An 18,893-nucleotide genomic window follows, 5' to 3' on the forward strand; every position below is an offset into this window, starting at 1 on the left:
TTATTCGCTGAAGATGATCTGCTGCTTTATGCTTACTAAAGAACTAAAGAACTAAAGAACTAAAGAACTAAAGAACTAAAGAACTAAAGAACTTGGAGGTAACACGGAATAAACCACACCGTCTTTTGGTTTGCCGTTAAAGATAAAACGGTTCTTGGCAATGGTTTCACGCTCTGCGCCACACTTCTCTATCAACCTTTGGCTTGGTAGGTTTTCTGTATCGCAAATAATCTCTAAACGCGTTAGTTTGAGTTGGGCAAAGCAGAACTCAAATAAGGTCAACATCGCTTCTTTTGCGATCCCTTTTCGTTGAAATTCGTCGCCAACCCAATAGCCTAAACTTGCCATATTGAAGGTATGGTAAAGCTCATTGATTGCCACCATTCCAACCAGCTTATTGCTGCGGCGTTCAAAAATACCAAACCCAAATGCGTCTGCTTTTACCCAATTTAAGCGGGTAGCCAGAATGAATTTCTCGGCTTCTACAATAGAGAACGCATCGTGGCACCAGTCTACCCAGGGAAATAGGCTCGGGGATGTTTGGATCAACCGAGAAAACTCTGGAGCGTCTATAGCTTCAATAATTTTGAGGCTGAGGTGTTGAGTATTTATCTGGAAGTCAGGGCTCATAAGAAATACCGAATTACATGTAAGTACTGAACAAAGAGAGTCAGTACAGAATAAAGATAGATAGCACTTAATAAAACGCCCTCACTAGGAGGGCGGATTGAATTATTTATATAATTATAGCCGAATCGGCAAGTAACTTACTGCGCTACACGTCTAACTTGAATCACCATGCCCAGAAGTGGGTGATCAAGGTAGTGAGTTTCTGTACTACGCATGCGACGCTTTTGATCCATGCGGTAGCTCTTAAGGAATTCTTCTACCTGCACTGTCGGTGAGATCTCAGTTAAGTTACCTACTTGAACATTGCTGTCTGCACCGCTTACCGGCGTATCCAACTCAATAGGCTGTTCTTTTAGAGTCATTTCACGAACGCTTGGCGCTTTTAAATCTAGCGTGGTTTCAGCGTATAGGTAATGCTGCACGTAGATCTGTAGCTCGCCGTCTAGTTCGTATAGTGGCTTATCAATAGTCTCTTCTTTGAATTCATCGGCAATGCCTGCGGTGATAGCACCTTTTTCAGAACCATCTGCATTGAAATCTTTAGAGAAGTCTTTGCCTGCTTGAATATGGAAAACAGGTGCCGAGCTCTTACCTTGGTCGCCTTGACGCCAAGCGGTATGCATCAGAACTTCAAAGCCTGCGTGCTTACGCAGTTTGTCTTTCTGAGGCGTTAGCTTGTACTCTGAGTAAGGCAGCATTTGTACGCCTTTCTTCGAGCGGTATTGGGTATCTTGAAATGAACCAACGCGTTCAAGTGAAATCTTCGGCTGAGTGTTCGGCCAAGACTCGTTGACTTTTTCTGCATCAACAGCGCGCTTGAAAATGATCACTTCTATATCAAATTGTCTCTGAGCCAAACTTGGCAGTGAGACGAACAATAGTAGCAGTGGGATCAGTATTTTCATTTTTACTCCGTCTTCCAGCCGCTGTAACGGCTGGATAATTTATATGTTCAGTGGATTGGGTTTTATGCCGAAGGCAGCAAGTTCTGTCTGAATTCGCCCAATAAATCACTAACAAATTGAATGCGTTTCCGTCTGTCTACCAATGGTATCGTAAACTTGAACTTTGTTGGTCCTTCCATTGAAAACTTTTGCGGTTGGGATTGCAATAGTTTAACAAGGTAGGCCGGGTTTATGTCAGCATCTGGGTAGAATTCTAAGAATCCGCCCTTGTCGTGAGCTTCAATTTTCTTCGCTTTGATTGACGCAGCCGCCAATTTTAGTTCAGAAACTGATAATAAGTTCTTGGTTGCATCAGGAAGACTGCCAAAGCGGTCGATCAGTTCAACTTTAAGCTCTGCCAGTTCATCTGTGTCACTGACGCTCGCAATACGCTTGTAGGTCGATAATCGAGTATTGATGTCTGGGATATAGTCATCTGGTAATAACGCAGGCAAACGCATTTCGATCTCAGTTTGTTCACGCAGTAGGTCGTCAAGCGATGGCTCTCGACCTTCTTTCAATGCTTCAACAGCCTGCTCAAGCATTTCCATATACAGCGTAAAGCCAACCGATTGGATTTGACCACTCTGCTCGTCACCCAACAGTTCACCCGCGCCTCGAATCTCTAAATCGTGAGTCGCTAGGGTAAAACCGGCGCCCAGGTCTTCCAAAGAGGCAATCGCGTCTAATCGCTTAATTGCGTCTTTGCTCATCGCTTTCGGGTGCGGTGTTAGCATGTAGGCGTAAGCTTGGTGATGCGAACGACCCACACGACCACGTAATTGATGCAGTTGCGCTAAACCGAGATTGTCGGCTCTATCCATCAAGATGGTATTAGCTGTCGGAACGTCGATACCTGTTTCGATAATGGTGGTACATACCAACAAGTTAAAACGCTGATGGTAGAAGTCATTCATTATGCGTTCTAGTTCGCGCTCTCGCATTTGACCATGAGCGACCGTTACACGAGCTTCGGGAATCAACTTCTGTAGGGACTCGGCTGTTTTTTCAATGGTGTCGACTTGATTGTGCAGGAAGTAAACCTGACCACCACGCATGATTTCACGCAGTACCGCTTCTCTTACTACGGCATCGTCACTTTCGCGAACGAAGGTTTTTATCGCTAGGCGTCGTGCTGGTGGCGTTGCGATGATAGAAAGATCGCGCATGCCACTCATCGCCATATTCAGCGTTCGTGGAATAGGCGTTGCGGTTAGCGTTAGGATATCAACATCGGCACGCATCGCTTTCACTTTCTCTTTTTGACGTACACCAAAGCGGTGTTCCTCATCGACAACCAGTAAGCCAAGGTCTTGGAATTTAATTTCACTAGAAAGCAGTTTGTGAGTACCCACCAAGATATCGACTTTACCGTCAGCGACATCTTGCATGATTAACTTTTGCTCTTTAGCTGATTTGAATCGAGACAGAACCTCAACACGAATTGGCAAGTTGGCGAAACGGTCTCGGAAGTTTTCAAAGTGCTGCTGAGCAAGTAGGGTAGTTGGTACTAGCACCGCGACTTGTTTGTCGTTATCGGTACACACGAACGCAGCACGCATTGCGACTTCTGTTTTACCAAAGCCCACATCACCACACACTAAGCGATCCATGGCTTTTGCTTGGCACATATCAGACATCACAGCATTGATTGCCATCGCTTGGTCGTCGGTTTCTTCAAACGGGAAGCCCGATTTGAAGGTCGCATATTGACCGCGGTCCAAGACAAATTTGTAGCCAGGTTTGAGCTCACGCTTAGCGTAAACATCAAGTAGTTCTGCGGCAACGTCACGGACTTTCTCGGCGGCGCGCTTGCGAGCTTTCTGCCATGCTTCGCCACCGAGTTTGTGCAGTGGTGCAGAATCTTCAGCACCACCTGAATAACGGCCAATCAAGTTCAGAGAAGCAACGGGCACGTATAACTTGGCATCGTTTTGATACTCAAGTGTCACGTATTCGGTTTTCATGCCACCGGCTTCAAGTGTTTGCAAGCCGATATAGCGGCCAATACCGTGGTCAATGTGAACAACCGGTTGACCCGGTTTAAGTTCCGCTAAGTGACGGATTACGGTATCGCTGTTAACGCTTTTCTTGTCTTTCTTGCGACGCTGTACAACGCGATCGCCTAATAAATCACTTTCACAGACAAGAGCGATTTTTTGCTCTTCCTGGATAAAGCCGTGTTCAGCCGAGCCTAATATGAGGCTGAACTTGTCTTTTACCTTAATGGCCGCATCCAGGTTTTCAACTTCACTTGGTCGTACTTTAATGCCGCTGAGTAATTCACTCAGGGCTTCACGGCGACCTTCAGACTCAACTGAAAATACCACTTTGCCATCGAAGGCTTCCGTGAATTTTCTGAGATTGGTCAGAGGCTCTTTGTTTTGATGCTGAACACTCAAATCTGGCAGTGATACAACCGGTAGGTTGATGCGGCCTGCTTTTTCTTCAATTGTGTCTAAGCTCAGGTTAACTTGTGGTTTTTGCTTAAAGTGAGCGAACAACTCATCTTTTTTCAGCCACAATTGCTCTGGATTTAATAAAGGCCTTAATGGATCAACACCACGCTGTTCGTATCGATGAGCAACGTCGGTAAGGAAAGCATCAACAGCTATTTCTACGTCACCAAGAACCAAGAGTTGAGCTTCATCGGCAACGTAATCGAACAAGGTTTCGGTGTGGTCAAAAAACAGCGGTTGCCAATATTCAATACCGGCAGGCCAGGTACCTTTAGAAACCTGCATGTAGACAGATTCTGGTTCACGACGCGCATCGAATTGCTGACGCCAGCGAATTCGGAAATCTTCGATTGCGCTTTCTGAGGTTGGAAACTCATGTGCTGGCAGTAATCGGATCTCAGAGATGTCTTCGATAGAGCGTTGGTTTTCAGGATCGAAAGTACGGATCGTGTCGATCTCGTCATCGAAAAAGTCGATACGATATGGGTCTTTGCTGCCCATCGGGAACAAGTCGAGAATTGAACCTCGGCTCGCATATTCACCCGGGCCAAACACTTGATCAACGTAACGATAGCCCGATTTTTCAAGCTGAAGGCGTAGCTTCTCTAACGAGTAGAGGTCGCCGGTTTTTACCATTAAGGTATGTTGTAACAAGAAGTCACGCGGCGATTGACGCTGTAGAAGCGTGCTGATCGGAACGATCGTGATGCCATCTTTTAACGTTGGCAATGCATAAAGTCGCGCTATACGGTCAGAAATGATCTCTTGGTGCGGCGAGAAGCTATCGTATGGCAGCGTTTCCCAGTCAGGGAATAGTGCCACTTCATGTGACGTAAACTGCTCAATTTCTGATTGAAGCTTGAGTGCGATTTGAGGATCGGGCACCGCAAGTAAAGTATGGCTGTTATGCTGCTCCGCGAGTTTAGCAATAGTAAGCTCGAGAGATGAACCAACTAGGTTACCGATGTGTTTTTTATCACCGGCGCCTTTGAGCTTAGGTAGTGTAAAAATGGATTGTTTTGTCATGTCTATTTACTTGTTATCTCGTTCTAGAGAGCGTTGACGTAAGAGCTTTTGTTGTTGATGAAGTGCAGCCTTGATCAGCAAGTCTTGGTCAGTATCACGAAGATGAGTGTATTTGAATTTGATTTCGAAGCCTGAATCTTTAGGTTCGCTAGCGAAGGCTTCCGCGTAGCAATAGATAGCGGCGGCAGGGTGCTCGATAAAGAGTTTGGCTTTTACTAAGCGACCCGCTTCGATATCTGTTTTGGAAAAACAAGAGAACTGACTCGCGCCAAATGAATACGTGTGGGTACGAAATTGTTCATCATCTTGTTGCGACAACATAAAGCTCAACAAGAGATTTAATTTAGAGTTCTGTGCATCCAATAAACTGATGACATTCTTCAAGTCGCTGTTTTTCAGTTCGTTGCGAGCACTGTCGGCTAATAAGTCCAATTGGCTAAACTCACTTGCCACAACAAAAGGGGCAGGGATCTCCGATTCGAACTGAATCTGAGAAGGTAAAGCGAAGTTGATGTCCATTGGCTCAATATTAGCGGTAAGGCTGTGGTGAACGGTGAAAAACTCTTGTTCTGTCATGCGTTAGTTCCTTGAAGTGATCCATTGATTATCGCTATGTGGCCGCAGTAATCAAGGTCAGTTAATTGAAAGTCTCAAATAGTTGTTTGAAAGTTGGCTATTTGACAAGGTTCTGTTTTTCAAGCCTAACTAATTGAGTTAATTCACTCTATATTTTCAATTAACCTCTACACAGTGACGGAAATACCCGTTACATTAACCCGCATCTCCTTTAGATGGTTCAAAGTATGTTTCATCCTATTTCATTATTTGTTGGCCTGCGTTATTTGAAAGGCCGTTCAGGTGATCGCTTTAGCCGTTTTGTTTCTTATATGTCGACGGCCGGAATCACCATTGGTGTGCTGTCTTTGGTTACTGTTTTATCGGTAATGAATGGATTCGAAGCGCAGTTAAAAGATCGAATTCTTGGTGTACTTCCTCAAGCCGTTGTATACGAGCAAGGAGGCACAACGTCACTTTCTGCTCAAGCGCCTAACTTTGCGGAGCAAATGTCGCTCAATGGTCACGTTGAACCTATTGTTCGCAGTGAGGCGGTGATCCAAAGTCCGGCTCAGTTATCTGCCGGCCTGTTAATCGGTATTGAGCCCAATTCAGATGACCCTCTTCAGGATCATTTAATTGCTGGCAGACTGTCTTCACTCCAAGCTGGTCAGTATCAGCTTTTCCTTGGTCATACCTTAGCAAGAAGCTTGAAAGTGTCTATGGGGGACAAAGTTCGCTTAATGGTCACCAGTGCCAGCCAATACACACCATTAGGTCGCATACCTAGCCAGCGAAATTTCATCGTGGCCGGTATTTTTAATACGGGTTCAGATATTGATGCGCAGTTGATGGTCACACACATTCAAGATGCAGGGCGTTTGATGCGTTATAAGTCTGATACGATTTCAGGCTGGCGATTGTTTTTTGATGACCCATTTGAAGTTGCAGATTTATCGAATACTCTGTTACCGGAAGGTTGGGTGTGGAGTGATTGGCGTGACCAACGTGGCGAGCTATTCCAAGCTGTTCGAATGGAAAAAAACATGATGGGCTTGATGCTGGGTCTCATCATCGGTGTTGCGGCGTTTAATATCATTTCTGCGCTGATTATGGTGGTGATGGAGAAGCAATCCGAAGTCGCCATTTTAAAAACTCAAGGTATGCGTGATGGCCAAGTCATGGGAATCTTCATGGTTCAAGGTGCAAGTAGCGGTGTGATTGGTGCATTATCTGGTGGCATTATTGGCGTGATTCTAGCATCTAATCTCAATACTATTTTAGAGGTTATGGGTATTGCTCTGTTCTCATTTGGTGGACAGCTGCCAATATTGATCAACCCAATCCAAATTGCGGTTGTTGTGGTTTTGGCTATTGCACTTAGCCTTGTTGCGACTGTATTCCCTTCTTATCGTGCATCTTCTGTGAAACCTGTTGAGGCCCTTCGTTATGAGTAATTTTCTTCAATGTAATGATATCCGTAAAACGTACCGCGAGGGTTCGTTGGATACCGAAGTCCTCAAAGGTGTCAGCTTCGAAATCGAAAAAGGTGAGCTGGTTGCAATCATTGGTACCTCTGGCTCCGGTAAAAGTACGCTATTGCATATTTTAGGTGCATTGGATGATGCTACCGACGGCAGCGTGAGTTTTCTTGGACAGGACTTAGCGTCTTTGAGCTCGAATAAGCAGGCGAAGCTTCGTAATCAACACCTTGGTTTTGTATATCAATTCCATCATCTTCTTTCGGATTTCTCGGCGCTTGAAAACGTAGCGATGCCGTTGCTAATTGGTGGTGAAAAGCCTGCTAAAGCAAAAGAAGAAGCACAACGTTTGTTGGATAAAGTAGGGCTAAGTCATCGTGTTGATCACCGACCTTCGGAGCTTTCTGGTGGTGAGAGACAACGTGTGGCGATTGCGCGAGCTTTAGTTAATAAGCCGGCTTTGGTGTTGGCGGATGAACCGACAGGTAACCTTGACCACAACACAGCGCTGTCTATTTACGATTTAATGCGAGAATTGAACCGCGAATACGATACCGCTTTCTTGGTTGTAACCCATGATGGTGAACTTGCGGGCAAGATGGATCGCCAACTGCACATGCAAGACGGTTTGCTAGTTAACGTAGAAAAAGAGGAGAGCTAAGTGTTTTCTTCTTTATCTCTATTGATAGGTGGCCGATTTAGTCGGGCGAAACAACGAGACAAGATGGTGTCGTTTATCTCTCTGTCTTCTACGATCGGTATTGCCGTTGGCGTCGCGGTGATCATCATTGGTTTATCTGCGATGAATGGCTTTGAGCGTGAACTACAGTCACGAGTACTTTCTGTTATCCCGCATGGCGAATTTGAGGGAGTCAATAAACCTGTGACTCGTTGGGAGCATGTGATCGAACAAGCGACCCAGCATAATGATGTTGTAGCGGCGGCACCTTATGTGAAAATTACTGCGCTTGCCGAAAAGGGCAAAGAGCTAAAAGCGATTGAAGTCCGAGGTGTTGACCCACAACTTGAGCAACAAGTGTCGAACCTATCGAGTTTTATCGATAAACAGGCATGGAGCGAGTTTAAGGCAGGGCAACAACAGATTATCTTAGGTTCTGGCGTGGCCAATGTGCTCGACGCGAAAGTCGGTGATTACTTAACTCTGATGATCCCAACGGTTAATGGGTCGGTGAAGGTTCAAGCCCCCAAACGTGTTCGAGTCAAAGTCGTTGGTTTACTGACTCTTAATGGCCAAATAGACCACAGCTTGGCTCTAATCCCGATTGGCGATGCGCAAGTCTACGCAAACCTAGGCGAGGCTGTGACAGGAGTTTCTTTAAAAGTGACCGATGTTCTGAATGCAAACTCAATTGTGCGTGAAGTGGGCAATCAGCTCGATGTGTATGTGTACCTGCGCAGTTGGCAACAGAAGTTTGGTTTCTTGTATCGAGATATCCAGTTGGTTCGCACCATCATGTATCTAGTTATGGTGATGGTTATTGGTGTGGCTTGTTTCAATATTGTCTCGACGCTAATGATGGCAGTAAAAGACAGAGCATCAGAGATCGCAATATTAAGAACCATGGGCGCATCGGACGGCCTTGTAAAACGTATTTTCGTTTGGCAGGGCGTATTTTCAGGCGTGTTAGGTAGTATGGTGGGCAGTTCAATAGGCGTGTTAGTCGCGCTTAACCTAACTACGATTATCAAAGGACTTGAGAAGCTTATTGATCACCAATTTTTGTCCGGCGATATCTATTTTGTCGACTTCTTGCCTTCGCAACTCGATATGACAGATGTTGTTGTCGTTTCTGGTACTGCTATTGTTCTGAGCTTACTGGCTACGTGTTACCCAGCATCACGAGCGGCTAAGTTGAACCCAGCAGCGGTACTTAGTTCGAAGTAATGCTCTAAGTAATACGTCATGGCATGATTTGCTATGTACAACCGACACAAAAAAGGATCCCTGATGGGATCCTTTTTTATTGAATTCATACTGCATTTCTTACGACTTTGGTTACATATCAATATTGCAGAGAGCCGATGTTGTTCTAATTTCTCATAGTGTGAGTTTCAATTCACCCACATCCAACGATAGTTTCAGTACCTTGCTTGTCGTTTCTTCCAGCTTCTTACGACTGAATAACGCCATAGCCCGCGAATACCAAAGTAGCCAATCATCGCAGAGATAACACCACAAATCAGACAACCTAATAGGAATGGAGGTCCGATGGTGCTCATTTGCGCCAAGATGAAATCCCAAGACAATTCAAAGTGGAAAGCTTGAGGCGGCACATGCATAACAAACGCGCCTACTTTATAAGCAAAGTAGAATAGCACCGGCATAGTCACGGGATTACTGATCCAAACCAGTGCGACAGAAAGCGGTAAGTTAACACCACATGCAACCGCAAGGCCTGCAGACATAATCATTTGACTTGGTAAAGGGACAAACGCCATGAATAACCCAACAGCGAACGCACCGGCCGCAGAGCGACGATTCAGGCACCATAAGTTGGGGTTGTACAAAACATTGCCAAAAATTTTCAATGCTTTCTGACGCTTGATGAGCTCATGGTCAGGCATAAATCGTTTGATAAACTTTCTTGGCATAGGAGGAAGCTACTCTCTTGTTTAACACTTGGTTCTTAATTTCATTTGCTGCGACAGCTGTGTCTGCCAGCTTTTGGCCTGTGATGCCACATTGGATTTGGGCATCATTAATGCTGTTGTTACTTTTCACATTAATAAAGTATAGCGTTTTCCGGTGTGCAAGAGGTCCAGTAACTGCATTGATACTAGTTATCTGCCTTGGAAATGCAATCGAAACACAAACGAGTCAGTTATTTCAATCTGGGCAGAATATTACCATAAATGCTTCGGTTGTTAGCCTTTTTAGTGAAAATAGCCATGGTTTTGAAAGCGTAATAGTAGTTAGATCAATTGACGGCGAAAAATTAATCTTTCCACAATTGATAAAATTGCGTTTGTTTACTCCTTTCAAGCTAACGCTTGGAGATAAGGTTTATCTCTCTGTGTCAATGAAGCCGATTTTAGGAAAACTCAACGAGGCCGGGTTTGATTTAGAAAAATATCTGTTCAGTGAAAAGATCGTTGCTAATGCTACCTATCAAGCAGGAACAGGCTTTAGCATTCATTCTAGTACAAACTTGCGCGCTCGATGGTTCGAAAGGACTTTGACAACGATCAGTCAGCTAGATAACTCTGATCTGATTGTGGCGTTGAGCTTTGGTTATAGAGAATTCATTCAATCACAGCGCTGGGATTTGCTTAAGAGCAGCGGGCTTGTTCATTTAATGGCGATCTCAGGGTTACACATTGGCATCGCTTTTGGAATCGGTTACCAGCTGGGGAGAATCGTTAGGTTAGGGGCATCACATTTAATTTGGCTTCCGACTATATTTGGTCTTGGGCTCGCGTATTTTTATAGTTGGTTTGCAGGGTTTACTTTACCAACGCTTAGAGCGCTAACCATGTGTATCATTGCGAGCTATTTTCTGTGGCGAGGTCAAAATATAAGTTTGATTCGATATGTGGCCTTGAGTCTTTGTGTCGTGTTGTTAATTTGGCCATTTTCGGTTCTTTCGAGTAGCTTCTGGCTCTCATTTGGAGCGTTAGCAGCCGTTCTTTATATTGCTTCCAATACTCATCTTTCTTCTTACAAAAGCCCTCTACTCACAAAACTCTTCAAGCTATTTAAAATTCAGTTAATGTTGACGTTTTTACTGGCTCCCTTTTCAATGCTGTTCTTTCAGGGGTTCAGTTTGGTCTCGGTGTTGTACAACTTTTTTCTGCTGCCTTGGGTTTCGATAGTGACGATTCCTTTGCTGTTCTTAGCTATGTTTATCAGCTTAATATTTGAATCCACCTGGGCAGAGAACAGTATCGTTGTTTTTTTGTGGACGCTGGTGGACTTATCACTCACCCCCGTTGTTGCCGCTCTGCCTTTCTCTGAACGTTTTTGGGTCACGGTTGATGATGAAATCGCTGCTTTGTTCGTGTTTTTCATTTTTCTATTGGGTCTTTTATGTCATTACTTCCATCGTAGAATGATGTTTTTCGCCAGTGCTGTATTTGTTTTGTGGTGGGAATTTGGAAAGTTGAAACCAGAAGTATTGAGAGTCGATATCTTAGATGTTGGACATGGTTTGTCGGTTGTTCTTCAAAAAAATAACCGGGTTATTGTTTATGATCTTGGTAATGCATGGCCGGGCGGTTCTGTGGTTGAGTCTCTATTGATACCTACGATAGAAAGAAGGGGAATCAAGGAACTTGATGGGGTGATTGTCAGTCATTTCGATTCTGACCATGCTGGTGGATATCAGGCATTACTTTCTCACTACAACGCAAAATGGATACGCGCGAGCCAAAGACTTAAACCTCCAGCCTCGCTCAATAGTCAGTCTACGTTTAATGATCAAGCTTGTGTGATTGGAGAGTCTTGGCATTGGCAAGATGTCGAATTTGAGGTGTTGTGGCCACCCCAAAGTGTTGAAAGGGCATATAACCCTCATTCATGTGTTGTCCGCATCTATGAGCCAAGCACTGAGTTTTCGATGCTTCTTACCGGAGATATTGAATTAGTCAGTGAGTGGTTACTTGCACGCGAGGCTACGCGACTCAAAAGTGATGTAATGTTGGTTCCTCATCATGGTAGCTCAACCTCTTCCATTGCTCGATTTATTGAGGCTGTTTCTTCGCAGTTGGCCATCGCTTCATTGTCTAAAGGAAACCAGTGGGGGATGCCAAGTCAGTCTGTCGTAGAACGTTATCAAGAAGCAGGAAGTACGTGGCTAGATACGGGTGAAAGTGGACAAATAACCATCAGGACAAATAAGGAGGGTTGGAAATATCATACGATTAGAGAGCATCAGGGGGGGCAGTGGTATAGGCAGATGCTTCGTAAGGGAGTAGAATAGATAGACTATTGTAAGAAAATTAAGCGATTCTATGTCAACAGAAACAGATGAAAACACTTGGGTCACATTTAAAAGACTTTGGACTTATATTCGACTGTATAAGGCCGGCCTTGGTGTTGCGGTTATTGCGCTTATTATAAATGCCGTCTCTGATACTTATATGATTTCATTACTAAAGCCATTACTTGATGAAGGCTTTGGTAACGCTGAATCTGACTTTTTACGCACGCTCCCTATTATTATCTTTGCCATGATGTTCATTCGTGGTTTGAGTGGCTTCGTTTCAACCTATTGCTTGAGTTGGGTCTCTGGCAACGTGGTGATGGAGATTCGACGTAAAATTTTCAGTCATTTCATGCATATGCCTGTGTCTTTCTTTGATAAAGAAAAAACGGGCGCACTGCTGTCTCGAATTACTTACGATTCAGAGCAAGTCTCTGCTGCAACCAGCAAGGCTTTGGTCAGTATTGTTCGTGAAGGTGCCAGCATCATTGGCCTGTTGACGCTGATGTTCTGGAATAGCTGGCAGTTGTCTTTGGTGCTATTTGCTGTTGCTCCTTTTGTAGCTTGGGCAATCAGCATTGTATCGAAGCGATTCAGAAAAATTTCTAAGAACATGCAAACCAGCATGGGACATGTGGCTTCTTCAGCAGAACAAATGCTGAAAGGTCATAAGGTGGTTTTAACTTACGGTGGTCAAGATCTAGAAAGAGGTCGTTTTGATACCGTTAGTAATCAGATGCGTCAACAAAGCATGAAATTGGTAACGGCTCAAGCGGCGGCGAACCCAATTATTCAGATGATTGCTTCTATCGCGATTGTGGTTGTTCTTTATTTAGCGAGTGTCGACTCTATTAAAGCTGAACTAACGGCTGGTACGTTTACGGTTGTGTTTTCGGCTATGTTTGGTTTGCTACGACCATTGAAAGCCTTGACTAACGTAACGTCAGAGTTCCAACGCGGTATGGCGGCGAGCACTACTCTATTTGGTTTGATGGATCTCGACACAGAAAAAAACAAAGGTACGTTGAAACCTGCAACCGTAAGCGGTGAAGTTGCTGTAAAAGATGTGACGTTTACTTATGAGGGCGCAGAGAAACCAGCACTCGATAAGGTGAGCTTCAACATACCGACAGGTAAGACAGTAGCGCTTGTTGGACGTTCTGGTTCTGGTAAGAGTACCATTGCCAACCTATTTACTCGTTTCTATGATGTGGACTCAGGCTCTATTGAACTTGATGGACACGACATCCGAGATTATGAGCTGAAAAATCTGCGTGAGCATTTTGCGCTTGTTTCTCAAAATGTTCATCTGTTCAACGATACGGTCGCCAATAATATTGCCTATGCGGCTGGTGAGGTTTACTCGCGCGAACAAATTGAACATGCTGCTAAGCTTGCTCACGCCACTGAATTTATCGAGGGCATGGAAAACGGCATGGATACGATTGTTGGTGAGAACGGTGCAAGCCTATCTGGTGGGCAACGACAACGTATTGCAATTGCACGAGCGTTGTTAAGAGAAGCTCCAGTTTTGATCCTAGATGAAGCAACATCGGCTTTGGATACGGAATCAGAGAGAGCCATTCAATCGGCTTTGGATGAGCTGCAAAAAGATAAAACGGTACTGGTTATTGCACACCGCCTATCAACGATTGAGCAAGCTGACGAAATTATGGTTGTAGACGATGGTCATATTGTTGAACGAGGTCCGCATGCTGAGTTAATCGCACATGACGGTGCTTATGCTCAATTACACCGAATCCAGTTTAGCGAATAAGATTAGGCTTCGTTTTGATCGAAAAAATTTGGTTTAACAATCACCCGCTAAAATACCTTCTTTGGCCATTGTTGTGGCCGTTGAGCCTGTTGTTCAAAATGATCAGCACTCAACGTCGCGAAGCGTATCTCTCTGGGAAGAAAGAGACCTATCGCCCACCTTTGCCTGTGATCGTTGTTGGTAATATTACCGCGGGTGGCAATGGTAAAACTCCGGTGGTTATCTGGTTAGTTGAGATGCTTCAAGCTACTGGCTTCAAGCCTGGTGTGGTTTCTCGAGGATATGGCGGGAAAGCTCCTAGTTATCCATTAGTGTTGGATGAGAACACGCCTACTGAATATTCGGGTGATGAACCTCGATTGATTCGAAAGCGAACAGGGGCGCCTGTAGCGGTTGACCCTATCCGTGCAAATGCAGTGAAGGCTTTGCTGAACGAAGGCGTTAATGTCATTATCACTGATGATGGTCTTCAGCATTATGCACTTGAGCGCGATATTGAGTTTGCAGTTATCGATGGTTCGAGACGTTTTGGTAGCGAATGTCTCATTCCTTTAGGACCATTAAGAGAGTCTGTATCACGCTTAGATACCGTGGATTTTTTGGTTAACAATGGTGGCAAAGCTCAAGGGCGTGAGTTCTCGATGTCTTTGCTACCAAGCCAAGCCGTTAACCTTAAGACGGGCCAGAAAGTACCAGTAGAAAAATTACGAAAGCTGGTGGCTCTTGCAGGTATTGGTCATCCACCGCGCTTTTTTAAAACATTAGAAGATCTTGATGGTGATGTGGTTTTCACACAGGGTTTCGCCGACCATCAAGATTTTGATAAAGATGAACTTCATGCCTTAGCAAAGAAAGGTATGAACATGATTATGACAGAAAAAGACGCTGTTAAATGCGAAGACTATGCGCAAGAAAACTGGTGGTATCTTCCAGTTTCAGCACAGTTTGATGAAGATTCGCAACAGCAAATTTTAAAAAGAATAAAAGAGGTTATGGAATACTATGGATCATCGTCTGCTTGAGATCGTTGCTTGCCCTGTATGTAAAGGTAAACTAACTTTTGACAAGGATAAGCAAGAGCTTGTTTGTAAAATTGACCGCCTAGCTTACCCAATCAAAGAGGGTATCCCTGTTCTTCTAGAGCCTGAAGCTCGTACCGTTTCAATGGATGAGGCTAAATAATGTCGTTTATGGTTGTCATTCCGGCAAGATATCAATCGAGCCGTTTGCCTGGAAAACCATTGGCTGATATTGGTGGAAAGCCGATGATCCAATGGGTTTACGAACAGTCAATGAAGGCGGGGGCTGATAACGTTATTATCGCTACCGATGACGCTCGAGTTGAGAAAGCAGCTAAAGCATTTGGTGCGACCGTTTGTATGACATCTCCGAATCACGAATCAGGTACAGAGCGTTTAGCTGAAGTGATTGAAGTGATGAACATTCCTGATGACCACATTATCGTGAATGTTCAGGGTGATGAGCCCCTTATCCCACCTGCAATTATTAACCAGGTTGCAAATAACCTGGCGAATAGCACAGCACCAATGGCAACGTTAGGTGTAGAAATTACTCACGCTGATGAAGTGTTTAATCCTAATGCTGTGAAAGTCGTAACGGATAAAGACGGTTACGCACTGTATTTTAGCCGAGCAACGATTCCTTGGGATCGCGATGCTTACGCGAACAATGGTACGGCCGCGGAATCGCCTTTGCTGCGTCATATTGGTATCTACGCTTATCGTGCGGGTTTTATAAACACTTATATCAATTGGAAACCAAGTACACTTGAGCGTATTGAGTGCTTAGAGCAACTGCGAGTGCTGTGGTACGGAGAGAAAATCCATGTAGACGTTGCGGCTGAAGCGCCTGCTGCGGGTGTTGATACGCCAGAAGACTTAGAAGCGGTTCGCGCGATTATTGGTTAAGCTTCTTTGAGCTACTACTTCTTTGCTCTACAAAAATGCAAAATCACAGAGCCTCCCTTATTGCGGGGCTTTTTTACGTCTACAGAATGTGTATGTGTGTTTTATTGAACTAAGCGAGAGGATATTGAGTCGGTTGCATTCGCTTATGCATCATCAACTCTGAATTATCTGAGAATTACCTCGCTCGACTTTCAATTTTTCTTTATAATATGCCGCCTATAAAGTAGTGGCGATCTGCTAGTACAGAATACAACTTACGACAAAACGTGGAGTAAAAGATGCCTTCTCAAAGCCCAGTGATTACGGTTGATGGACCAAGTGGTGCAGGTAAAGGTACCCTGTGTATGTTACTAGCAGACAAGCTAGGTTTTCATCTTCTAGACTCAGGTGCGATCTATCGCGTACTGGCTTTAGCGGCAATTCACCACGGTGTAGATACTGAATCGGAAGATGCTTTGGTACCGCTTGCTACTCACCTCGATGTACAGTTTATTGCTGAAGGTGACTTGGTTAAGGTTATCTTGGAAGGCGAAGATGTGTCAGGTGAACTTCGTAAAGAAGAAACGGGCATGGCAGCTTCAAAAGTAGCGGCTCTGCCTCGCGTTCGTGAAGCACTACTGCGTCGTCAGCGTGCTTTTAGCGCAGCTCCCGGTTTAGTTGCAGACGGTCGTGACATGGGAACCGTTGTATTTGTTGAAGCTGAAGCGAAAATATTTTTAGATGCAAGTGCTGAAGAGCGTGCGAACCGCCGCCTTAAACAGTTGCAACAGAAGGGGTTAGATGTTAAATTTGACGACCTTTTGAGCGAGATCCAAGAGCGAGACGACCGAGATCGTAATCGCCCAGTTGCGCCATTACGCCCAGCTGAGGATGCGCTTGTGCTTGATTCTACTTCGATGAACATCGAACAAGTAGTAGAAAAAGCACTACACTATATTGAATCGAAACTGGCTGGGTAATTTCGCCGAGCTAGTACGAACGTTGGTCGCAAGGATGATGACCGGCGAATTTATCAACCCCATGCGGTAGGATACCCATGGACGTTTAATTATTGAAGATTAAATAATGACTGAATCTTTTGCTCAACTCTTTGAAGAGTTTCTATCTGAAACTGAATTCCAACAAGGCAGCATCGTTAAAGGTACTGTAGTAGCTATCGAGAACGGTTTCGTTCTTGTAGATGCTGGTCTTAAGTCTGAATCTGCTATCCCTGCTGAACAATTCAAGAACGCTGCTGGCGAACTTGAAGTTGAAGTTGGTGCTGAAGTAGACGTAGCTCTAGACGCTGTTGAAGATGGTTTCGGTGAGACTCAACTTTCTCGTGAGAAAGCTAAGCGTCACGAAGCTTGGATCGTACTTGAGAAAGCTTGTGAAGAAGCTGAAACTGTTGTTGGTATCATCAACGGTAAAGTTAAAGGCGGTTTCACTGTTGAACTTAACGGTATCCGTGCTTTCCTTCCAGGTTCTCTAGTAGACGTACGTCCTATCCGTGACACTGCTCACCTAGAAAACAAAGAGCTAGAGTTCAAAGTAATCAAGCTAGACCAGAAGCGTAACAACGTTGTTGTTTCTCGTCGTGCTGTTATCGAATCTGAAAACAGTGTTGAGCGTGACGAACTTCTTGAAACTCTACAAGAAGGTACTGAAGTTAAAGGTATCGTTAAGAACCTTACTGACTACGGTGCATTCGTTGATCTTGGCGGTGTTGACGGTCTTCTACATATCACTGATATGGCTTGGAAGCGTGTTAAGCACCCATCAGAGATCGTTAACGTTGGTGACGAAATCCTAGTTAAAGTTCTTAAGTTCGATCGTGAGCGCACTCGTGTATCACTAGGTCTTAAGCAACTAGGCGAAGATCCATGGGTAGCAATCGCTAAGCGTTACCCAGAAGGTCACAAGCTTTCTGGTCGTGTTACGAACCTAACTGACTACGGCTGCTTCGTTGAAATCGAAGAAGGCGTTGAAGGTCTAGTACACGTTTCTGAAATGGATTGGACTAACAAGAACATCCACCCTTCTAAAGTTGTTAATGTTGGCGACGAAGTTGAGGTTATGGTTCTTGATATCGACGAAGAACGTCGTCGTATCTCTCTAGGTCTGAAACAGTGTAAAGCTAACCCATGGCAGTCATTTGCAGAAATGCAAGCTAAGGGCGACAAAGTTACTGGTAAGATCAAGTCTATCACTGACTTTGGTATCTTCATCGGTCTAGAAGGCGGTATCGACGGTCTTGTACACCTATCTGACATTTCTTGGAACGCTGCCGGCGAAGAAGCTGTACGTGAATACAAGAAAGGCGACGAAATCTCTGCTGTTGTTCTAGCAGTAGATGCAGAGCGTGAGCGTATTTCTCTTGGCGTTAAGCAAATGGAAAACGACCCGTTCAACGCATACGTTGCTGACAACAAGAAAGGTGTTCTTGTAAACGGTACTGTAACTGCAGTTGACGCTAAAGGCGCTACTATCGAGCTAATCGAAGGCGTTGAAGGCTACCTACGTGCTTCTGAAGTTTCTCGTGACCGTATCGAAGATGCATCTCTAATCCTAAGCGTTGGTGACAGCGTTGAAGCGAAGTTCACTGGTGTAGACCGTAAGAACCGCGTAATCAACCTATCTATCAAAGCTAAAGATGAAGCTGATGAGCAAGAAGCAATGGCTTCACTGAACAAGTCTGATGAAGGCGCGTTCGGTAACGCAATGGCAGACGCATTCAAAGCTGCTAAAGGCGAATAATAGCTTCTCATTAAGAGAATTATAGCTATATAGCTAAGAAGGAGCCGTAAGGCTCCTTTTTTTTGCTTATTTTTCCGATAGGTCTATAATTTCTAAAAAGAAAACCAACGAGGGTAACTATGACTAAGTCTGAATTGATTGAAAGACTGTGCGCAGAGCAAACGCACCTTTCTGCAAAAGAAATTGAAGACGCTGTAAAAGATATTTTAGAGCACATGGCTTCAACACTAGAAAGTGGTGACCGAATCGAAATTCGCGGTTTTGGTAGCTTTTCTCTTCACTACCGCGAGCCTCGTGTTGGACGTAATCCAAAGACTGGCGACAAGGTAGAGCTGGAAGGTAAATACGTTCCTCACTTTAAACCAGGTAAAGAGCTACGAGAACGAGTAAATTCAGGATTGTAGTCTACTTATC

16 protein-coding genes are annotated in these 18,893 nt (G+C 44.5%); 11 read left to right on the top strand and 5 right to left on the bottom strand.

From position 1 onward, the window contains the following. Positions 1-75: 75 nt before the first annotated feature. The 4 genes from ACMAZD_RS06320 to ACMAZD_RS06335 form a co-directional block, all read right to left on the bottom strand. On the bottom strand, positions 76-630 hold the full coding sequence (locus ACMAZD_RS06320; RefSeq protein ID WP_435248957.1) for a GNAT family N-acetyltransferase: 555 nt from the start codon (positions 628-630) through the stop codon (positions 76-78). 137 nt (positions 631-767) lie between these two features. Then, entirely contained in the window at positions 768-1,535 is a 768-nt protein-coding gene (locus ACMAZD_RS06325; protein WP_435248958.1) for a peptidoglycan binding protein CsiV, read from the bottom strand. A 62-nt stretch (positions 1,536-1,597) separates the two neighbouring features. After that, the gene (gene mfd, locus ACMAZD_RS06330) at positions 1,598-5,059 is read right to left on the bottom strand and encodes a transcription-repair coupling factor (protein ID WP_435248959.1); all 3,462 of its coding nucleotides are present in this window, start codon (positions 5,057-5,059) and stop codon (positions 1,598-1,600) included. 6 nt (positions 5,060-5,065) lie between these two features. Further along, positions 5,066-5,635: a PilZ domain-containing protein gene (locus tag ACMAZD_RS06335; RefSeq protein ID WP_435248960.1), complete on the bottom strand. Its 570-nt coding sequence runs from the start codon at positions 5,633-5,635 to the stop codon at positions 5,066-5,068. 227 nt (positions 5,636-5,862) lie between these two features. Here ACMAZD_RS06335 and lolC point away from each other — a divergent pair, with 227 nt between their 5' ends. Genes lolC through lolE form a run of 3 tightly spaced genes read left to right on the top strand, consistent with a single transcriptional unit; the run spans position 5,863 to position 9,001 of the window. Further along, complete coding sequence (gene lolC / locus ACMAZD_RS06340; protein WP_435248961.1) at positions 5,863-7,071, top strand: lipoprotein-releasing ABC transporter permease subunit LolC; 1,209 nt, start codon at positions 5,863-5,865, stop codon at positions 7,069-7,071. Then, positions 7,064-7,756 (top strand): lipoprotein-releasing ABC transporter ATP-binding protein LolD, encoded by a 693-nt coding sequence (lolD, locus tag ACMAZD_RS06345; protein ID WP_435248962.1) that lies wholly within the window; start codon positions 7,064-7,066, stop codon positions 7,754-7,756. The genes lolC and lolD overlap by 8 nt, the downstream gene beginning before the upstream one ends. Further along, on the top strand, positions 7,757-9,001 hold the full coding sequence (lolE, locus tag ACMAZD_RS06350; RefSeq protein ID WP_435248963.1) for a lipoprotein-releasing ABC transporter permease subunit LolE: 1,245 nt from the start codon (positions 7,757-7,759) through the stop codon (positions 8,999-9,001). A 194-nt stretch (positions 9,002-9,195) separates the two neighbouring features. On the opposite strand, the gene ACMAZD_RS06355 is transcribed toward lolE, so the two are convergent. Then, positions 9,196-9,708: a DUF2062 domain-containing protein gene (locus tag ACMAZD_RS06355; protein WP_102433713.1), complete on the bottom strand. Its 513-nt coding sequence runs from the start codon at positions 9,706-9,708 to the stop codon at positions 9,196-9,198. Between the two features lie 17 nt (positions 9,709-9,725). Here ACMAZD_RS06355 and ACMAZD_RS06360 point away from each other — a divergent pair, with 17 nt between their 5' ends. From ACMAZD_RS06360 to ihfB, 8 genes are all read left to right on the top strand, one after another. Beyond that, the gene (locus ACMAZD_RS06360; RefSeq protein WP_435248964.1) at positions 9,726-12,035 is read left to right on the top strand and encodes a DNA internalization-related competence protein ComEC/Rec2; all 2,310 of its coding nucleotides are present in this window, start codon (positions 9,726-9,728) and stop codon (positions 12,033-12,035) included. A 31-nt stretch (positions 12,036-12,066) separates the two neighbouring features. Next, positions 12,067-13,815 carry a lipid A ABC transporter ATP-binding protein/permease MsbA gene (gene msbA, locus ACMAZD_RS06365; RefSeq protein WP_435248965.1) on the top strand — a complete coding sequence of 583 codons (1,749 nt, stop codon included), beginning with the start codon at positions 12,067-12,069 and terminating at the stop codon, positions 13,813-13,815. Between the two features lie 14 nt (positions 13,816-13,829). Further along, on the top strand, positions 13,830-14,837 hold the full coding sequence (lpxK, locus tag ACMAZD_RS06370) for a tetraacyldisaccharide 4'-kinase (RefSeq protein ID WP_435248966.1): 1,008 nt from the start codon (positions 13,830-13,832) through the stop codon (positions 14,835-14,837). Beyond that, positions 14,818-14,997 (top strand): Trm112 family protein, encoded by a 180-nt coding sequence (locus tag ACMAZD_RS06375; protein WP_435248967.1) that lies wholly within the window; start codon positions 14,818-14,820, stop codon positions 14,995-14,997. Before lpxK ends, ACMAZD_RS06375 begins: the two co-directional genes overlap by 20 nt. Further along, a complete protein-coding gene (gene kdsB / locus ACMAZD_RS06380) occupies positions 14,997-15,743 on the top strand; it encodes a 3-deoxy-manno-octulosonate cytidylyltransferase (protein WP_435248968.1) in 747 nt (248 codons plus the stop codon). Before ACMAZD_RS06375 ends, kdsB begins: the two co-directional genes overlap by 1 nt. 278 nt (positions 15,744-16,021) lie before the next feature. Further along, on the top strand, positions 16,022-16,702 hold the full coding sequence (gene cmk / locus ACMAZD_RS06385) for a (d)CMP kinase (protein WP_017109944.1): 681 nt from the start codon (positions 16,022-16,024) through the stop codon (positions 16,700-16,702). 106 nt (positions 16,703-16,808) lie between these two features. Beyond that, entirely contained in the window at positions 16,809-18,479 is a 1,671-nt protein-coding gene (gene rpsA / locus ACMAZD_RS06390) for a 30S ribosomal protein S1 (protein ID WP_017057038.1), read from the top strand. Positions 18,480-18,598: 119 nt separating this feature from the next. Then, the gene (gene ihfB, locus ACMAZD_RS06395) at positions 18,599-18,883 is read left to right on the top strand and encodes an integration host factor subunit beta (protein ID WP_010439923.1); all 285 of its coding nucleotides are present in this window, start codon (positions 18,599-18,601) and stop codon (positions 18,881-18,883) included. Positions 18,884-18,893 lie beyond the last annotated feature (10 nt).

The organism is Vibrio sp. nBUS_14, from assembly GCF_051201655.1.
Lineage (GTDB): Bacteria > Pseudomonadota > Gammaproteobacteria > Enterobacterales > Vibrionaceae > Vibrio.

Excerpts from the sequence above, each read along its gene's own strand:
- mfd (WP_435248959.1), bottom strand. The coding sequence starts at position 5,059 with ATGACAAAACAATCCATTTTTACACTACCTAAGCTCAAAGGCGCCGGT.
- ACMAZD_RS06355 (WP_102433713.1), bottom strand. The coding sequence starts at position 9,708 with ATGCCAAGAAAGTTTATCAAACGATTTATGCCTGACCATGAGCTCATC.
- ACMAZD_RS06325 (WP_435248958.1), bottom strand. The coding sequence starts at position 1,535 with ATGAAAATACTGATCCCACTGCTACTATTGTTCGTCTCACTGCCAAGT.
- ACMAZD_RS06335 (WP_435248960.1), bottom strand. The coding sequence starts at position 5,635 with ATGACAGAACAAGAGTTTTTCACCGTTCACCACAGCCTTACCGCTAAT.
- rpsA (WP_017057038.1), top strand. The coding sequence starts at position 16,809 with ATGACTGAATCTTTTGCTCAACTCTTTGAAGAGTTTCTATCTGAAACT.
- lolD (WP_435248962.1), top strand. The coding sequence starts at position 7,064 with ATGAGTAATTTTCTTCAATGTAATGATATCCGTAAAACGTACCGCGAG.
- ACMAZD_RS06320 (WP_435248957.1), bottom strand. The coding sequence starts at position 630 with ATGAGCCCTGACTTCCAGATAAATACTCAACACCTCAGCCTCAAAATT.
- lolC (WP_435248961.1), top strand. The coding sequence starts at position 5,863 with ATGTTTCATCCTATTTCATTATTTGTTGGCCTGCGTTATTTGAAAGGC.
- cmk (WP_017109944.1), top strand. The coding sequence starts at position 16,022 with ATGCCTTCTCAAAGCCCAGTGATTACGGTTGATGGACCAAGTGGTGCA.
- ACMAZD_RS06375 (WP_435248967.1), top strand. The coding sequence starts at position 14,818 with ATGGATCATCGTCTGCTTGAGATCGTTGCTTGCCCTGTATGTAAAGGT.
- ihfB (WP_010439923.1), top strand. The coding sequence starts at position 18,599 with ATGACTAAGTCTGAATTGATTGAAAGACTGTGCGCAGAGCAAACGCAC.
- msbA (WP_435248965.1), top strand. The coding sequence starts at position 12,067 with ATGTCAACAGAAACAGATGAAAACACTTGGGTCACATTTAAAAGACTT.
- kdsB (WP_435248968.1), top strand. The coding sequence starts at position 14,997 with ATGTCGTTTATGGTTGTCATTCCGGCAAGATATCAATCGAGCCGTTTG.